Source organism: Streptomyces canus, assembly GCF_001514145.1.
GTDB classification, from domain to species: domain Bacteria; phylum Actinomycetota; class Actinomycetes; order Streptomycetales; family Streptomycetaceae; genus Streptomyces; species Streptomyces canus.
This window is the reverse complement of the sequence record NZ_KQ948676.1, coordinates 60,360-73,233: the sequence shown is the minus strand read 5'-3', so window position 1 is coordinate 73,233 and position 12,874 is coordinate 60,360. Positions and strand designations below refer to the sequence as shown.

Annotated in this window: 11 protein-coding genes, 1 tRNA gene and 1 pseudogene; 7 read left to right on the top strand and 6 right to left on the bottom strand. The window is 69.8% G+C overall.

Features of this window, described 5'->3' with window-relative positions:
• Positions 1 to 306: 306 nt before the first annotated feature.
• A complete protein-coding gene (locus AQJ46_RS43550) occupies positions 307 to 951 on the bottom strand; it encodes a hypothetical protein (RefSeq protein WP_159064162.1) in 645 nt (214 codons plus the stop codon).
• 31 nt (positions 952 to 982) lie between these two features.
• Between AQJ46_RS43550 and AQJ46_RS43545 the strand changes: the two genes are divergently transcribed.
• Together AQJ46_RS43545 and AQJ46_RS43540 are read left to right on the top strand one after the other, a co-directional pair.
• Positions 983 to 1,054, top strand: a tRNA-Gln gene (locus tag AQJ46_RS43545).
• Positions 1,055 to 1,057: 3 nt separating this feature from the next.
• Positions 1,058 to 3,358: a hypothetical protein gene (locus AQJ46_RS43540; protein ID WP_059210888.1), complete on the top strand. Its 2,301-nt coding sequence runs from the start codon at positions 1,058 to 1,060 to the stop codon at positions 3,356 to 3,358.
• A gap of 422 nt (positions 3,359 to 3,780) precedes the next feature.
• Here AQJ46_RS43540 and AQJ46_RS58590 read toward each other — a convergent pair whose 3' ends face one another.
• The 4 genes from AQJ46_RS58590 to AQJ46_RS56700 form a co-directional block, all read right to left on the bottom strand.
• Positions 3,781 to 3,906 (bottom strand): hypothetical protein, encoded by a 126-nt coding sequence (locus tag AQJ46_RS58590; RefSeq protein ID WP_263972904.1) that lies wholly within the window; start codon positions 3,904 to 3,906, stop codon positions 3,781 to 3,783.
• A 259-nt stretch (positions 3,907 to 4,165) separates the two neighbouring features.
• The gene (locus tag AQJ46_RS43535) at positions 4,166 to 5,086 is read right to left on the bottom strand and encodes a hypothetical protein (protein ID WP_059210887.1); all 921 of its coding nucleotides are present in this window, start codon (positions 5,084 to 5,086) and stop codon (positions 4,166 to 4,168) included.
• A gap of 38 nt (positions 5,087 to 5,124) precedes the next feature.
• Positions 5,125 to 6,462 (bottom strand): PASTA domain-containing protein, encoded by a 1,338-nt coding sequence (locus tag AQJ46_RS43530; protein WP_225887564.1) that lies wholly within the window; start codon positions 6,460 to 6,462, stop codon positions 5,125 to 5,127.
• Between the two features lie 45 nt (positions 6,463 to 6,507).
• Positions 6,508 to 6,777, bottom strand: coding sequence for a hypothetical protein (locus AQJ46_RS56700; RefSeq protein WP_059210886.1), 270 nt, complete (start codon positions 6,775 to 6,777; stop codon positions 6,508 to 6,510).
• Between the two features lie 54 nt (positions 6,778 to 6,831).
• Between AQJ46_RS56700 and AQJ46_RS56695 the strand changes: the two genes are divergently transcribed.
• From AQJ46_RS56695 to AQJ46_RS54765, 5 genes and pseudogenes are all read left to right on the top strand, one after another.
• Positions 6,832 to 7,092 carry a hypothetical protein gene (locus tag AQJ46_RS56695; protein ID WP_208617084.1) on the top strand — a complete coding sequence of 87 codons (261 nt, stop codon included), beginning with the start codon at positions 6,832 to 6,834 and terminating at the stop codon, positions 7,090 to 7,092.
• A 166-nt stretch (positions 7,093 to 7,258) separates the two neighbouring features.
• A complete protein-coding gene (locus AQJ46_RS43515; protein WP_059210884.1) occupies positions 7,259 to 9,214 on the top strand; it encodes a sensor histidine kinase in 1,956 nt (651 codons plus the stop codon).
• The gene (locus AQJ46_RS43510; protein WP_059210883.1) at positions 9,202 to 9,846 is read left to right on the top strand and encodes a response regulator; all 645 of its coding nucleotides are present in this window, start codon (positions 9,202 to 9,204) and stop codon (positions 9,844 to 9,846) included. Before AQJ46_RS43515 ends, AQJ46_RS43510 begins: the two co-directional genes overlap by 13 nt.
• A gap of 117 nt (positions 9,847 to 9,963) precedes the next feature.
• Positions 9,964 to 10,352, top strand: a pseudogene (locus AQJ46_RS54770) (transposase); the annotation flags it as partial.
• Positions 10,353 to 10,379: 27 nt separating this feature from the next.
• Positions 10,380 to 10,649 carry an NAD(P)H-dependent oxidoreductase gene (locus AQJ46_RS54765; RefSeq protein WP_404828524.1) on the top strand — a complete coding sequence of 90 codons (270 nt, stop codon included), beginning with the start codon at positions 10,380 to 10,382 and terminating at the stop codon, positions 10,647 to 10,649.
• A 534-nt stretch (positions 10,650 to 11,183) separates the two neighbouring features.
• Here AQJ46_RS54765 and AQJ46_RS43500 read toward each other — a convergent pair.
• On the bottom strand, positions 11,184 to 12,800 hold the full coding sequence (locus AQJ46_RS43500; RefSeq protein ID WP_059210882.1) for a flavin monoamine oxidase family protein: 1,617 nt from the start codon (positions 12,798 to 12,800) through the stop codon (positions 11,184 to 11,186).
• Between the last annotated feature and the right edge of the window lie 74 nt (positions 12,801 to 12,874).

The following is a 12,874-nucleotide window of genomic DNA, read 5'->3' as shown; positions in this document are numbered from 1 at the left end:
GCAGCGCGCCCGAGATGTCCGAAGGCTCGAACCGGCGGCCGGCAGGTGAACTACCCGGATGATCGGGCAGTTCTGCGAGCATGGTCTCGTACGTCCACCGGCGCCCGGATCCAGCGACCTTCCCGAACCGCGGGTCGAGGAGTCGCCCGGCGAGCTCCCGCGAGGCGCGGACACGTGGATCCATGAGTCGCCGTTCGCCTGCGATCACCTGATCCACATCGTCTGTCGCACTGTCCATGGACGTATCTGACCGAGCTCACCGGGACCGGCGCAAGCCGACCGCAGCCGCTTGCCCGGAGTCGCGTCCTAGGTGGTGACGGGAAGGGGGCGGCGGTACGTGCGCTCGCTCCATTGCTTCGCCTCTGGATCCCAGGTGAAGGCGACATGATGGCCGTCCTCACGTACCGTCGCCGCGATCCAGTAGCCGTCGTGGTCCCAGCGGATCGTCGCCGCCGTGCCGGGGCGCCGATCGGACCCGCCGAGCGGTGCGTCCGCGGCGCACAGCTCAGGAAGCTGAGCGAGGGCCTCCGGTTCGACGGTCACCTTCATCTCGACCAGCCACCCGTCCTCGGTCCGCAGGTGGATGAGATCCACGACGTCGGACGGCTCGTCGAGACGCGCTCGCGCCTGCCGACGGATGAACCGGTGCATGATGTCGCGCGTCCTGGAACCCATCCCCTTGGCCAGAGCGTTCCCGAAGTAGGTGGAGATCGCCTGCAGGAACGGCGTTGCCGTCATCGTCGCCACGACGAGCAGGACGTCTGGCGACTCGGCGGCAGGTGATGCGCCGTAACCGCCGGGGCGGTCCTCGGGAAATTCTGGTGGCCCGTAGGTGAGTTCGGTGCTCATGATCCCCTGCTCGATCGCCGGCACGTGTCCCTCGTTGAGCACCAAGGTTATTGAGGGCCGCCCCGGCTGCGTCGCCCGACGGGCGAAATCCGGTTGAGCCATGCCCGTCTCCACGGCTAATTTCGGAGCTCATCGACGTGTAGCTCAGCAGGAGAGCACCGGGCTCTGGACCCGGAGGGCGCAGGGGCGGAACCTGCCACGTCGGCTTATGAACGACAACGCTGAGCAGCAGCCTCTGACCGCGCCGCCCTCGTATGCCGCAGGCCGGCTGGCCAAGGCATTCATGACCGCGCTGACCCATGAGGACCCCGACACCCGGCGCCGCGCCGAGGTGCGCGGGCAGCGCTGGCGGGAGGTCCTCGTAGGGATGGCCGCGGGCCGGCTCACGATCGGTTCGCGGACCCCGGTCGCGGGGTTCCCGGCCTGGGTCACCCCCGAGGTGCTGCGCGGCGGCTTCGCCACAGGGACCGCGAGCGCGGCCGGCCCGCTCCAGCCGTACGAAACCGAGACGGCCCGGAGTTTCGGGGTGCCCGCAGAGCGCCGTGCGATCTTCGCCCACTGTCTCACCGAGCCCGGATTCACATGGTTGTGGGCACTGTTGGACGGCGGCCGCTACCGGATCGACGTCCCCGAGGAGGCGGCACTGCTCACCATGGCCTGGCTGGTGCGGCACGGGGAGACGGACGCGGCGCTGGACCTCCTGGCGGAACTGGAACCGTTCGCCGACCGGCTGCGCTTCCTGCCCCGTCCGACGGACCGCCCCGCGCCGGACACCGGCACGGATGTCCACAGGCGCACCGTCCTGGACGCGGTCGTCACCCTGGAGCGACGACGACCGAACAGGGCCGTCGAGACCCAGCGAGAAGCACTCACCGTCTGGCAGCCGTTCGGAGACGAGCTCCTCGCACACTGGTTGCGGACGGCCGAGGAAGGCCGGGTCCTGGCACACGCCCCGGACCCCGGTTGGCTGGCGCGGGCCGAGGTCCTGCTCGGCCGCTACCGGCTGCTCGCCGCGGAGCACACGCTCTGCACCAAGCACCGCAACCCCAAGGAGAACCTGGGCATTCTGCGAGGTGCGCTGGAGGAGGTCGTCGCCGGACGGCCGCTGGACGCGCGTCGGCTCGGCCTGTTGCGGCACGCGGTGCAGTCCATGGTGCGACGGCGCGGTCGGCCCGGCTCGCCAGGCCATACGGCCCTCCGCCGCAGCCAGGCCGCGCAGGCGGAGCTGCCCTCCCACCACGCCCTGGCCCAGCTCGTGTTGCGCCGACTCGACGCCCTTCCCCAGCAGGCGGGCATCCCGGATGTGGATCCGCTGCTTCGCCCGGTGAGCGAGGAGGAGAGCCGGGCGGCAGGGCTGCCCGTCGGGGCCGTCCTGCCGCCCGCCATCGGGCAAGTGGTCGTGTCCGCACTGAGCGCTCCGCTCGGTACCCTCGTGGAACGGGGTGTCGTCCCCTCCGCCGAGGTTCTGGCCGAGCTGGTACCGCAGTTGGTCGCCGCTGCCACCGCGCGGGCGTACGGCGACGAAAGGCTGCGGGCGTTGATGGCCGCCCACTACCGGGCATTCCGCAACCGCCGCTCCCTGCTGCTGCTCAACCTGGAGCGGCAGGTGCGTATCGAGGAACTGCCTTGGGTGCGGGCGGTGTCCGGCCGGCGGTCCGCCGTATCGGGCACGTCCGACGGCGAAGGCGCACTGACCGTGCTGCGACAGCTGGGCGAACTGGCCGTGCAGGCGTTTCCGGGCACCATCCTGCCCAACCCGCTGGTCCGCGAACTCAGCGTGCTGGAAAGGCAGTGCGCCCTGGGCGTTCCGTTCGTGGAGGAGCTGGCCGCCGACATCTTCATGGGAGAGTTCAGCCGGAAGTTCCTGACGGCGGCGCGGATCGCCGGTGACCTGCTGGGCGGCACGCTGTACGAGCGGTACTACGGCATCGACTATGCGGAGGTCCGCGATCTGGCGATCGCCGAAACGGGCACGGCCCCGACCCGTTCACATCGCGCCCCGACCTCTCCCGGGTTCGCGCGGCTGGCCACCGGGCGAGCCGGGACGACGCCGGGCTCCTGGTCGGTCGCCGCGAACGGCACGGTGATCGAGCAGGCGCAGATCCTCACCACGCACAACCTGGCCACGCTGGTCCACCGGGTGGGCATCGCTCCACGGCCTGGCTGGGCCGACCTGGCGCACCGCTCGTTCGTCACCGTGTGCCGGCTGACCGCTCGTGTCCACCACAACCCGCGCCCCTTGAGCACCATCAAGGATGCCGCCTACGCGTGGCGCCAGATGGTGTTCTTCCTGTCCCTGTGTCCGCCCGAGGAGCAGCGACGGTTCATCGTGGGCCTGGGTGCGGAGACGGCCCGGCACCCCAGCCACGTCGAGCCCCGTCTGGCCCCGGCCCTCACGGGCCTGGCCCTGGTCGCCGAGGGCGGCACCTTCGGCGGTGACGGAACGGCGGACGCCTGCCGCAGCAGGCGTTTCCTGGGATGGAGCACCGACGGTCACTGGATGCGGTGACGCCTCCAGGGGCCGCCTCCCGCGCTGACCGACCGAGCAGGAGGGGCATCGCCGGGAGGCAGGCGCGATAACGGACGGTTGCCCTGAAAGCGGTCGCCGAGGCGTGCGGTCGCGCATGGTGGCCCGGAAGCCTGCTGGAGCAAGGCCGGGCAGGTGACGAACTCGTCTACGCCGGAGGAGTGCGCGCGGTCGTCCTCGATCCGGGAGTGCGCCGCAACCTGATGGGCTGGCGCGACCGGATGCGTGTCGAACTCACTCAAGCCACCCGCGACGCCCCGGGCCTGATGCGCTCCTGGCGCCACGACCCGGATCCCCACGACGCGTTCCTCCTCAGCCGACCGCCTGGCTCAGGGGTACGCGCAGACCGGATGCCCTCCGGCCGCCGACATCAGCTTGGCCAACCTTGATCGGGCGGAGCCAGATCATCCCGAGCAGCTCGCGCGCACCAGCGGCATGATGAGCGGACGAGACACCGCGCCCTCGCCCAGCCCAGCGGTGTAGGCCTGCTTCGCCACACCGACCAGTGCGTCCCACATCCGCGCTTCCACGGACGCCCGCTCCGTCTGCCGATTCCGATCACCGCACCCCCGTCTCCTGCAACCACCGGCACCCGGAGGGCGAGGGCCACCGAACTTCCCGCGGAGGTCGCCATGTTCGGTGGCGTGGGGCGGACGGGCTGATCTCCTTCGGTTGATCTCCAGCGCGGACAAGAGGAAGCGTGGTATGGACCCGACGTCACAGAGCCGCACTCGTCGAGTGCGGCTCTGTGGGTGGGCCGGCATGACCACCGGAGTCGTGCAGGGCAGGTCAGAGCGTGGCGCAGCCGACCGAGACCGGCAGGCGGGCCGACCAGCGGTTGGAGATCACGTCGTAGGCCTGGGCGTGGCCGTTCACCGGGCGGCCGTAGGCGGAGCAGTCGGTCAGGTTGGTCCGCTTGCCGAAGCTGCCGCCGGCGAAGCCCGCGTGCCTGGTGGCGTTGACGGTGCCGGACCACAGGACGCGGTTGTCGCTGTTGCGGCGGATGACGAGGCGGACCTGGCCGAGGTTGTAGTGGTCGCCGTTGAGCTGGATGCGCGGGATGTCCTGGTCGCTCCTGCTGGTGCCGGTGTCGCCGTTGCTTTGACTCCCCGGGTACCACCGGGACTTCCACACTCGGGTGGACACCCGCCTGTCGTCGGCCTGGGCGTTGTCGATGCGGGCCTGCTCCCGGACCCGCGGGTCGGCGCAGACCAGGTCGCCCGGGTATGCGTCGCGCCAGACATAACCGGTGGCGCAGGCGTCGGGACCGTTGCCGCCGTTGCCGGGGGAGCGGTGGGCGTCGGCCTGGGCGTTGTCGTTGCGGGCCTGATCGCGCACCCGCGGGTCGACACAGACGTGGTCGGTCGGGCGGGCCTCGCGCCAGACGTAGCCCTTCCGGCATGTGTCGGACCCGTAGTTCCCGGCCAGGGCGACGATGTTCGAGTCGCCACCGAGCGCGGCCGCAGGCGTCCCGGCCGCAGCGGTGTCGTCACCGCCGTTGTCCTTGGTGCCGCCCTTGGTGTCGCTCTGTTTGGCGGGCGTGCCGGGTGAGCCGCTCTGCTCGGCCGGCGCGGCACAGGCCGCCCCGCCGGCCGCGAGGAGGCTGACGAGAGCGATCGCGGCTGCGCGGGTCCTGACCCGGCGCGCGGTGGGGCGAGGAGTGGTGTTGTCGGTTGTGGTGCTGCCGTACTGGATCTCGTTGCGGTACATGAATCCCCCGTTGGTTCTTGTGAGGCGGTGAGGACGGCTCAGCACTGGCCAAGGCCCCCTGCGGCCGGGTCTTCTTGGAGCGCGGTGGCCGTAACCCAGCCGAAGCCCCCGGACTTGAGACTGAGCTGCACCCATATGTCGCTCATGGAGCCGTGGGCGTTGGTGGTCTCGCCGGAGCCGTAGCAGGTGGCCGGGTACTGGCCTCCCGCTGTGACACGGCTGAGCCGGCTGCTGGTGGACGACGGGGACTCACGAACCGGCGCATCCGCCAGCGCGATCACCATCGTCGTACCTGTGTCAATGGCCGTACCCGTGTCATCAGTCGGTGAGGAGGACGAGGACGGCGGGGAAGATGAGGACGGCGAGGGCGATTCCGTCACGGACGGTTCCGCGCCGGGTGCCACGGTGAGTGTCACGGTGGTGCCCTTGGCGACCTGCTCGTCCGCCGCCGGGCTCTGGCCGAGGACGGTACCGGGCGCGGCGCTGACGGAGGCCCCGTCGCTGCCGGAAAGCCCGCTGTCCGTCTGCACCTTGAGCCCCTGCGCAGTAAGGATCTGCGTGGCCTCCTCAACCGGCATGTCCGTCACCGTGGGAACGGCGACTTCGGCGTCCTGGGTGCCGGGGTCGTCCGGCAGAGGTTCGTCCCGCGTTCCGTCCGTGCCCGGAAGCCGTACGATTCCTGCGTCCTGCCTGTCGACGTCGACGAGTTGGTAGCTCTTCACCTCCGACTTCACCTCCGTGGGCTCGATCTTGACGACCTTCTCGCGGTCATACGACGTCCACTTCTTGCTCTCGCCCTTGAACGTCACGTCGGCCTTGTCGACGTCGTGCTCGAAGGCGCCGAGCGGATTGCCGCAGCTGCACTGCACGACCGGCTTTCCGTACAGGTCGACCAGGACGGCGATGCCCGCTTCCAGCAGGGCGTCGAAGGCGACTGCCTTGCCCTTCTTGTAGTCGTGGTTCTTCACGAGGGTGTCGTTGCGCAGTACCACGGGCGTGAGCCTCTTCACGAAGCCCTCGATGTCGTCGACGTCGATGCCCTGCACCCTGGCCCACTCCGCGGCTTTACGGCGGTGTGCCGGGTCCTTGAGGAAGCGGGCGAGTTTGGACTTGGCGCAGCCCGTCTTGTTGCGGGAGCCGCCGTACAGGCCGGGCTGGTCGCCCTTCTTCGTCCCGCCCTCAAGACCGAGGGCCTCGCCGACCAGAGTGTCTGTCCCCAGGCGCAGCGCCTCGGAGAAGAAGGGCGCGGCGGCCGGCGCTCCGCGGGCGACCGCCTTGACGGCGACCTTGGCGAACACGCCTGTGCAGGCGGTGGTCGTCAGGCCGAGAGCGAGGGTGACGAGGATCGCCACCAAGGTCCCCCGAATGCTTCGCATGCCCATCCCTCTTGGTGTGGTGTGGTGTGGTGTGGTGACGCCGACTCAGCGGGTGCTGGCCGAGAGCGTCCAGCCCTGGCGGCACGTCGATCCGAAGGTGCCGTCGTCGCAGCCCTCGACGATGAAGCGGTAGCTGCCCGTCGTGCGCTTCTGCACCCACGCGCGGCCGGAGGTGCCGCCGCGCAGCTCGCGCTGTTCTCCCCGGGGCTCGTAGGAGCTGTAGTAGCGCAGCAGGAAGCGGTCGTAGCTGTACGGGGCGGTCGTCCCCCAGTCGGCGAAGGCGTAGCCGCGCCACTCCCAGGCGGCGATGACCATCCGGGCGCCCTGACTGGGCGCCAGGTGATCTGGCCGTTCTCGAAGGTCTGGCGCTTGCCCTTCCACACCCCGCCGACGGTGACGTTCCTCGTGGTGTCGATCGGGCATCCGAGCGAGCCGTTGGCGCCGCCGAGCTCCTGCCAGCGGTCGGCGATGTACTCGTTGCGGCTGATGGGCCTGCACGCGTCCGCCGTCGACGCGTCCGCGATGGCGGGAACGGTGCCGGCGAACGAGGCGGCGAGGGCGAGGGCGAGGGTTGCGAGCGAGCGGCGGGCGGTGACAGTGCGCACGGCGGTCTCCCCGTTGGGATCGTGAAGGTCCGGGTCAAGGTGGTGCGTCCGGCGGTCCGCCCCGTCCGGGTGGATGCCGGTACCTGGACTGTCCCGGAGCAGCCGCGGTCACCGCATCGGAGCTGGCACGGGAGCAACTCTGCGTGTCAGCACGGATACTGAGGGCCCCGTTCCGCCCCTACCGTTGGGCCATGCCCTGGCCCTGTCGCCTCTCGCTCGCCACCACCGTGCTGACCACGGTGGTGATCGTGGCGTGCTGCGCTCTGACGGCCGCCGCCCCCGGCGTCTCGGCCGGGGTGCTGTTCGGGATGGTCTCGGCCGTGGTCACGGGCGCGCTCTCCACCGGCCTGGGGGTGTTCGTCTCGCGCCGTCGCCCCGCCAACCTGGTGGGATTCCTGCTCACGTTCATCGGCCTGGTACCGCCGCTGGAAACCCTCCTCGACACCTACGCCCAGGTGAGTCTCACCCGCCCGCTGCCGGGCGCCGAGACGGTCAACCAGCTGGCCGCAGGGATGTGGACCCTGTGGTACGTGCCGGTCCTGCTGCTGATGCTCTTCTTCCCCGGCGGCCGACTGCCCCCGGGCCGTTTCCCCCGTCTGGTGCTGTACGGCGTGCTGATCGTCACGCCCGTCTTCATCCTCGTGGCCGCACTCGACCCGACCGCGTACGACCCGCCGTTCGAGGAGTACGGGCATCCCCTGCCCACCCTGCCCGAGTCCGTGGTCTGGGCTCTTCTGCTGCCGCTGCTCGGGCTGTTCATGGTGCTGCTGGTCTCCTCGGCGCTGGTGATCCGCCACCGCTACCGCGCGGCAGACTCGGTCGAGCGGGCGCAGTTGAAGTGGTTCGGGCTGGGTGTCGTCGCGCTGCCCGGCACGCTGCTGCTGTGCTGGGCCAACTACCTGCTGTTCGGCGAGCTCACCGCACTGATCTGGGTGGGCCTGGCAGCCCTCTGTCTCGGTGTGCCCTCGCTCACCGCGCTCGCGATCCTGCGCCACGACCTGTACGACGTGGACCGCGCCACCAGCGCCGTCGTGACCTGGGGCCTGGTGACCGCCGGACTACTCGCGGTCTACAGCGCCGCTTCCTTCACGGGCGGCCTGGCCCTGGGGCGGGGGAGTGCGGTGGCGGCGGCCGGCGTGACGGCGCTGGTCGCCGTCGTCCTCGTACCGGTGAAGAACCGGGTACGCCGCTGGGTGGACCGGCGTTTCTATCCCGTACGGGAGCGGGCGCTGGCGGCGGTGGCGGCACTGGAGCGCGAGGTACACGCGGGACGGGCACGGCCCGAGCAACTGGAGGAGGTGCTGCGCGACGCGCTGCGCGAACCCCGGCTGCGGGTCGGGTTTCTGCTGCCGGGCGGCACCCAGTTCCACGACACGGCCGGCACACTGGTGGGGCAGGGCACCGAAGTGCGGCTCGCCGGCCGCCCCATCGGGATCATCGACGGACCCTGCCCGCGCGAGGTGGCCACCGCCAGCGCGCTGCTCGTCGAGACCGTACGGCTGCGGCTCGAACTGCGCCAGGCGCTCGGCGAGGTGGAGGCCAGCCGCGGCCGGCTGCTGCGCATTGGATACCGCGAACGGCGCCGCCTGGAACGGGACTTGCACGACGGCGCCCAGTCGCGGCTGGTCAGCCTCGGCATGGCGCTGCGGCTCGCGCAGCGCCATCTCGACGACGGCAGCGTCGACGTTGACGGACTGCTCGACCAGGCCGTGGCCGAACTGGGCACGGCAGTCGCGGAGTTGCGTGAGCTCGCGCACGGCCTGCGGCCCAGCTCCCTCGACGACGGGCTGGGACCCGCCCTGGAGTCCCTGGCCATACGAGCCCCGGTGCGGCTCGACTGGCGGCTCGACGGACGGATGCTGCCCGACGACGTCGCCACCACCGCGTTCTACGTCGCCAGCGAGGCCGTCACCAACGCCGTCAAGCACGCCGAGGCCACAAGCATCGGAGTCGTCGTCGGCGAGAACGGGGACGGGGCACTGCGCGTGACCATCCAGGACGACGGGCGCGGCGGCGCCGACCCGCGCGGAGGATCGGGGCTCTCGGGCCTCAAGGACCGGGTCGCCGCGCTCGGCGGACTGCTGCACATCACCAGCAGCCCCGGCGGCGGTACGACCGTGGAGGCGGTGCTGCCATGCGTATCGTGATCGGTGAGGACTCCGCCCTGTTCCGGGAGGGACTGGCACGGCTGCTCGCGGACGCCGGCCACGACATCGTCGCCCGTGCCGCCGACGCGCCCGCGCTCGTCGCCGCCGTCACCGACAACCGCCCCGACCTGGCCGTCATCGACATCCGCATGCCGCCGGACCTCCTCGACGACGGCGCCCGCGCCGCCCGGCAGATTCGGCAGACCTTTCCCGAACTCGGCATCGTGCTGCTCTCCCAGCACATCGAGACCCGCAACGCCGTGGAACTGGTCACCCAGGGCCGTTTCGGCTATCTCCTCAAGGACCGTGTCTTCGACGTGGACGATTTCCTGGACGCTCTGCTCCGGGTCGCCGCGGGCGGCTCCGCCCTCGACCCCGAAGTCGTCTCCCGCATGATCGGCACCCACCGCGACCCACTCGCTGCACTCACCCCCCGCGAGCGGGAAGTGCTGGCTCTCATGGCCGAAGGCCACACCAACCTGGGCATCGCGCGACGGCTGTGGCTGACCGAGCGAACCGTGGAGACCCACGTCACCTCGATCATGGCGAAGCTGGGCCTCAGCACCAGCGCGGAACACAACCGCCGCGTTCTGGCGGTCCTTGCCTACCTCACGGCTCGGGGTGGCCGGTAGGGAGGGGTGGTCGCGCAGCACGGGATCTCGTGCACCGGGTAAGCCTGACCCGGTACGACGATCGCGGACTGGCCGTCAGCGCTCAATCGGGACGGGAGATCCGGTAGGAAGTCGAGCGTGACACGCAGGCAGCTCACCGACGAGCAGCGGAAGTTGATCGATCCGTTCCTGCCGATAGGCGAGTACGGGCCGTACCCTGGGCGGCTGCGTGAGCAGTTCGAAGGGGTGATCTGTCGGTTCCGTACCAGCAGTCAGTGGCGGGAGATGCCGGGCGGGTTCGGCCCGTGGCCGACGGTCTACGGTCGCTTCCGGGTAGGGAGGGACGCCGGTGTCTTCACCGCACTGCTCGAAGGCCTGATCGCCGAGGCCGCCCGTCAGGGGCAGGCGGACTTGTCCCCGGTCAGTGTGGACTCCACCCCTCCCGGGCCCGCCACGACGCCGCCGGGATGCGTATCGGCAAGGAGGTCATGGATGCCACCCCGCTGTTCAAGCAGTGGCAGGACAAGGTCTTCACCCTTGGCTGGGCCTTCACCATGGACGGCTCCGCCTCGCAGCTGGCCGGCAAGAAGGCAGTCGTCGCCGTCACCACCGGCGTCCCCGCCGACCACTACACCCCCGAAGGCTCGAACCAGGCCACCATCGAGACACTCCTGAGCAAATGGGAGGCGACCCTGCGGCTGTGCCAGTTCGACATCCAGCAGCCGATGGTCAAGGTGTACGGCACCGCCTTCGGCCTCTCCGACGAGGACCTGGCCATTGCCGCCAAGCAGTACAACGAACTGCTTGCCTCCTACGCAGCCTGACGCGCTCTCACCACCGGCCGCTTGCCTCAAGGCGGCGCGGTGGTGAGGGGGCACACCAGTCTCCGGCCGCTCTTCGCCGTTTCGGCGTCGAGCGGCCGGAGGCATGACCGCTCAACCGCAAGGTTCGCAACGCCGAGCGGCGTGCCGAGACGGCTCTCCAGGCTTGTGCGATCACCGCACAAGCCTGGCCGGAGGGCAGCTGACTACGCAGCTGATACACGCTCGGAGCAGGCCATGTCCCGGTAAGAAACCGCGGCGTCGAAGTGCGCGGAGCGCATCAGCTGCCCTGCGCAACGAGCCGGCCGTGCCGTTCTTTCAGGAAGGCACTCGAACTGACATGGCTCCGGTCGCGGCGGGTTCCGCCTGGCCATGCGGCCCAACACCGCGGCTCGCATGAGGTAATTGCCTCCGCGACAGTTGCCGTAGGACAGACCACCGGCAGCCATGCGGGCCGCATACGGACCAGCCACCGGCGAACCATCGGCTGTCTGGCGCCCGCCCGTCCGAATCGAACCGCGCCGCCGAGGGAGAAGGTCAGGAGGCGAGCACGCGCGCGTGGAGCTCCGTGACGATCTTGCGTGCCGAGGAGATCGCCCCGTGCTGCCAGGCGTCGAGATAGCTCAGGTAGTCACCTGCGAAGTACACATTGCCCTGCGCCGTGTTGAGCGGGGCGTACGCCGGCGCGTCGGGGCCTCCGGGCATCGAGTGCCAGGCTCCCTGGAGGTACGGGGCGAGCTTCCACTGGTGGGAGAACGAAGCCGCCAGCTCGGTACGGTACTTGTCGCCGTGGATCATGACGCCCTGCGCGACAGCACGCTCCAGCCGTTGGGCCGGGGTGAGCGCCGAATACACGTCTGAGTGAGCACCGGTGTTGTAGTAGCCGATGATCAGGCCACGGTCGCCGAGGTGGCCATAGGACGGGTACCAGATGTGGTCCAGGTCCATGTCGGTCTCGGTGATGCCGCCGAAGATCTTGAGGTCCTTCTCCCACCACCGGCTCTTGTACTCAAGGCCGATCTTGGAGGCGTTGGCGGGTTTCACGGCGAGGAGCGCGGTCTGCACCTTGGTGCCGAGGTTGTGCGGGGTCTTCGCGAGGACATGTGGTGCCAGGGTGGCGATGCAGTAGTCGGCATTGATCACGCGGGTACGGCCGCCTTGGGTGTAGGTGACGACCACGCCGTCCGTGGTGTTCTTGATATCGGTCACGGCCGCTCCGGTGCGGATCTTCTCGTGTCCGATGGCGCGCGCGAAAGCCTTGGGTATCTGGTCCATCCCGCTGACCGGCTGGAACATCAGCATCGCCTGGTCGTAGCCGAATTCGAACGAGAAGGTGCGGCCGACGTTGGAGGCGAAGACGTCCGACAGCGACGGAACGGCGCCGAGTTCCTCGCCGGGTGTGCCGGAGGCGCCGGGGGCGACGGTGAACCCGCGGTGTTCGGTGCCGGTGTACGTGTAGTCGGCGCCGAGCGAGCCATAGCTTTTGAGGAAGGTGAGCAGCCGCTCCTTGTCGTCGGCCGTCAACTCGCCGTCGAGAGCGCCCGCGTTGGTCGCCTTGGAGAGCAGCTCGGAGACATAGCCGTACACGTCGGCCTTCGCGGTCCGGTACTGGACCGGTTTCGTCATGCCCTGGCCCGGGTTGTAGATGAGCGCACTGGCATTGGTGTTGGTGAAGACCTCGATCGGTACGCCGAGTTCGCGGCAGTAGTCGAGGGTGACCATCCATTGGGCGAGGCGGGCCGGACCCGCATTCATGTACTGGCCCTTGCTGAAGTGGGCCGTCTGGCTGATGCCGTTGATGTCCGTGAGGCTGTCGCCGCCGCGGATGGTGAGGTTTCGGCCGCCGACGCGGTCCCGGGCCTCGAGGATCGTACAGTCGTAGCCGGCCTTTCCCAGCTCGTAAGCCGAGGTGAGACCTGCGATGCCGCCTCCGATGACGACCACTCTGGCGGGCTTGCCGCCGCGTCCCTGAAGGGCGAAGTCGCCGCGGCGCGGCGACTGGAAGGGTGCCTCCTTCTCTGCGGCGTAGGCGGCCGTGGGTGCGAGGCCGAGGGCCCCCATGGTGGCGAACATGGCGCCGGCGCCACCGGCAACTCCGACGCGACGCAGGAACGCTCGGCGACTTGTTCCGGGCCCGACCTGAGGCTGTGCCATGACTGGGCTCCCATTCGGTCTGGAATGAAGACCGGGGAAGCCTCCCAGTGATCGATTACGGCCCGTGGATTATT